The organism is Streptomyces litchfieldiae, assembly GCF_031845365.1.
Classification (GTDB): domain Bacteria; phylum Actinomycetota; class Actinomycetes; order Streptomycetales; family Streptomycetaceae; genus Streptomyces; species Streptomyces litchfieldiae.
On sequence record NZ_JAVREL010000048.1, the window covers coordinates 1 to 3,802 of the forward strand.

Consider the following 3,802-nt stretch of genomic DNA (forward strand, 5'->3'; position numbering starts at 1 on the left):
TCATCGATACGGTCGGCGGTCGAGCGGTGCATCGCCCACCTCAAGAACTGGAAAATACTTGCCACCGGCTATCGAGGACGCCTCGCCGAACTCCCTACGGTCATCCGCATCATCACGTCACTTGAATTCTACCGACTCGGCTGGTGACGCCCCGTGAATAACGCTCAGCGACGACTCGCGCAACCTCCCGGCGCTTTACATAAGCGGAGCGAATCTTGGCCAGACGCCTCGCGTACATATCCAACGGATCAACACGAGCATCGGCCAGCAGGCGAGAGTCGCCGTCGCTCCAGACGTCCTCGATCCCTCGCAGCGTTGTCTTTATGCCCTGGAATTCGGCGCGCGCGTAACCTCCACCGGCATGCAGCAGGTCATCACAGGAGTTCCAGAAGTTCCCTACGTTGGACTTAATTCTCCGCCCTCGATCGCCTGCGGGCGACTCCCCAGATGCTACAAGTACGGCTACGCCTGCGGCAGTCGACTGGAAGTACTGCGGGACAGAGCAATCTTCCAGCACCCCAATCTCGACTCGCTGAGACCGGAGCGCATCGACCTCCTCTGGACGAACAGGATCCTCTGGGGTGCTGCACGCGACGACGACGCGATCGATTTCCACCAGGAATCGCGTCCCAGCAAACTCAAGAACCGGCCTCATCCTGGCGAGGGCCAGCGCCCCCGCCAGACTGACCTGATCCACTACACCCACCACTCCCTAGCACGAACCTCCAAGGCCTGTTACCAGAACTCGATACTCCACCACCGTTGCGACGAATCCGCCCGCGTGAGGCAGCACGAACTGCCGCACGAAAGATCCGTATGTATCCGTCCACGGCAGATCCTCAACACCGTCTCGCACGTTCACATCAGCCTGCGGCGGGAGGCACGAGATCTCTCATTCGAAGTAGGTAAGGAAGCCCCTCCCGCTCGGCACGCATCGCAATGTCACGAAACAAACGCTTCTCTTCTGCTTCCTCAACAGCAGCAAGGGCAGCGGCGTCTCGCATCTGCTGCCCGTAATGAGCCAGCAGATGACTCCGGGAGACGACGCCTTCGAGGTTCGGGCCATCCGCCTCACTCTCCGCCCACACCACGTCAATTTCCAGAGCAACGGCAAGCGTATGGAATGCATTCATCCGCGGCTCTTCGAGGTAGGCACGCAAAGCGTGAGTTGCCGCAGTAATGGATTGCGCGGCCAGTTCTTCTGGAAGAGTCTGCTCTTCTGTCTCGTTGATCAGCTTGAAGTCTGCCTCGGCACGCCTGATCGCCTCGACAATCAGAGGGGCGATTTCGGCAGCGGAAGCCCTTGGCCTGGCACGCAGAACTCGCCATATGCCTACCATTCCATCGTGAACCAGTCCGTGCCCTCGGACCTGACGGCGAGCCTCGCTGTAAGCCTGATAGGCGGGAAGAACCCGAGAGCCTGCGGCCACCGAAAGAGCAATGACCCTCTTGGAGCCCAACTCGTCACATGCAGTCTTGATCTGATCAATCTCGCCTTTCGCGAGCACTTGCCCTCCTGCTGAGACCACGACAGGCGACTAGCCAACGCCAGGCAGGGGCCAAAGAGCAGTTCTCGGACTCACTAGCGTCGACACCGCGCAACGCATGCCGCCGCTATTCAAGGGACAAATTCGCGACATGGATGCCGTTGCGACGCGCAGACTCGACTACTCCCCGCACCGCTCCACGCAACGCATTTTCCAAGATCACCAAGCGGGCCTTAAGCTCCTCGATATCCGGCCCCGCAGCAACGACCGATTCCCAAGCGAGACGGTACTCCTCCTCTAGCTTCAGGATCTCTGTAGCGATGTCGGCGCGCTGATCCAACGCAAGAGAAGGCATCTCCCGCATCCCGATGCTCAATTGAGCTTTCACTGAGATCAAATCACCAACCAGTCTGATGTGCGCGACACCAACGTTGTTGCTCAGGAGAATCTCAGCCAGCGGGAGATTGTAATGTTCCTCTTCTGGCTCCAACGCCACACCTCTTAACGTATCATATTTCTCAGAGCTATCATTCCGCGAGCTCCGGGGGCTATATCCACACCACCCGCTCTTAGGATGCTTACACAGTAGGTGACGCAGCTATTGTGGATGCCGTCATACGGCCCCAGGTTGGCTCCCACAGAAGCACGTTGTGCCCTCATCGCAGCCTGTGCATCAGGCATCTGAAAGCTACGCTCCACGACGTTCGACCCCAAAGGTCCAGCAGGTGCTCCGGTTGTGGGCAGACCATTCGGACTCGCAGTCCCGTCCCAGCCCCTTACTACTTGCTCGGTTTCGAAGGACGTGCCATTGCTCTCGACGCGAATAGTGGCATGCCCTGCATCGTTGTCCCAGCGAACGGTCGCCTGGCCCGGGACCGGGAGAGCGACCTCGAACGGAGCCGAGCCGCACGTCACGCCAACTACGTGCTGCCGCACCTCCGGGTCCGGGGGACTTCATAGGCTAGGTTCACACCTCATCACTCCTCGCCAATGGCGGGGCTGACCCCTGAGTCAGCTACGCCGTGTACTCGGCTAGCGGATGCTCCCCGCGCATGCGGGGTTCCTACATGGCCGAGGCGATCCCTGCTGGGCACAAAGCGACCGGAAAGCAGCAACCGGGGAATATGTCCACCTGCAGGCTCGCTGCCGAAAGATTCTCGATAACCGGAGGGTCCCTCAGCCCTACTCGCTGGATTCCGTTGTTCGTTGGACGGAGGCTCTCCGAGGCCGACCGTTGGTCCTCAAGGAACTCCCGCAGCAGGCGGCATATGCGGGAGCATGCGGTCTTTGGCTGGGCACTGACGACGCGGACTTCGTCTTCTACGAGGCGCGGACCGCTCCCCTGCATCGGGAGCACATCATCCTGCACGAGATCGCCCACATGCTGGCGGGACACCGGGCTCCGCACGGCGACGGCGGCATCGGCGGTGGGCTGGGAAGTCTGCTCAGCGGGCTCCAACCTCATCTGATCAGACGCCTGATGACGCGGACCAGTCACACCACTACCGAAGAGCAGGAGGCCGAGATGCTCGCCAGCCTCATGCGCAGCGGCCGGAAGCCCCCTGCCGCCGGAGCGCTGGGTCGGCTGGGCGCGTTGCTCGGGGTGAGGACCGATGACCGTTACTGAGTGGGCCGACGACATTGGCCGCTGGAGCATTCTCCTGATGTGGGTCGCGTTGATCATTCGCGCGCGGCCCGCACTGAGGCGGCACTATCAACGCGGTCTGTGGTTTGCCATTCTGACGGCGGCGAGTGCCACGACGCTCTTCCAGCCGGAGGTCATCAACTGGGCTGTCGAGGTCACCGGCGACGCCCGTGCCGTCACCCTGTCCCGCAACGTCATCGGTGTCCTGGCCGCAGGGCTCACGCTGCTGTTCGTCGTCGATTCCGCCCACCCGCGCCGAGCGCGTCTGTTCATCGCCGCCGTGCTGTCCGGCACGGTGGTGACGCTGGTGGGCATGGACCTGGCCCGAGGTGATTACCCGGGGCCTGGCATCCCCGCCATCGGCGATCCCGCCGAGCCCTCCGCCGCCTACTGGTTGGTCGTCTGCGGCGCCCACCTGGTCGCCGACGTCGTTGTCATCGTGTGCGGACGGTACAGCGCACGCACCGACGACCGCGATCTGGCCTGGTCCCTGCAATGCCGGTGACTTAGCGTGTTTGCGCAGGTCATTGGGGGTTACAGAGCGGGCGTCCGTAGGCGGCCCGGCCTGTAGCGTCCTGGTTCGGGTGGCTTTCCGGTGAAAGGGTCCGCACGGCAACGGAGTTCCCCGTAGGCAGGAGATCGACCAAGATCCTTCTGCCGTATGAGGAAC

Annotated in this window: 4 protein-coding genes; 2 read left to right on the plus strand and 2 right to left on the minus strand. The window is 61.9% G+C overall.

The window, feature by feature from the left end; all coding sequences use genetic code 11:
- Nucleotides 1–863 precede the first annotated feature (863 nt).
- Nucleotides 864–1,508, minus strand: coding sequence for a hypothetical protein (locus RM590_RS35260; protein ID WP_311708901.1), 645 nt, complete (start codon nt 1,506–1,508; stop codon nt 864–866).
- Between the two features lie 106 nt (nt 1,509–1,614).
- Entirely contained in the window at nt 1,615–1,983 is a 369-nt protein-coding gene (locus tag RM590_RS35265) for a hypothetical protein (RefSeq protein WP_311708902.1), read from the minus strand.
- Between the two features lie 738 nt (nt 1,984–2,721).
- Between RM590_RS35265 and RM590_RS35270 the strand changes: the two genes are divergently transcribed.
- A complete protein-coding gene (locus RM590_RS35270; protein WP_311708903.1) occupies nt 2,722–3,114 on the plus strand; it encodes a regulator component in 393 nt (130 codons plus the stop codon).
- Nucleotides 3,101–3,637, plus strand: coding sequence for a hypothetical protein (locus RM590_RS35275; protein ID WP_311708904.1), 537 nt, complete (start codon nt 3,101–3,103; stop codon nt 3,635–3,637). Before RM590_RS35270 ends, RM590_RS35275 begins: the two co-directional genes overlap by 14 nt.
- The last annotated feature ends 165 nt before the right edge of the window (nt 3,638–3,802 follow it).

What these genes read in the sequence shown, in the direction of transcription:
- RM590_RS35275 (WP_311708904.1), top strand. Translation starts at nt 3,101, where the DNA reads ATGACCGTTACTGAGTGGGCCGACGACATTGGCCGCTGGAGCATTCTC.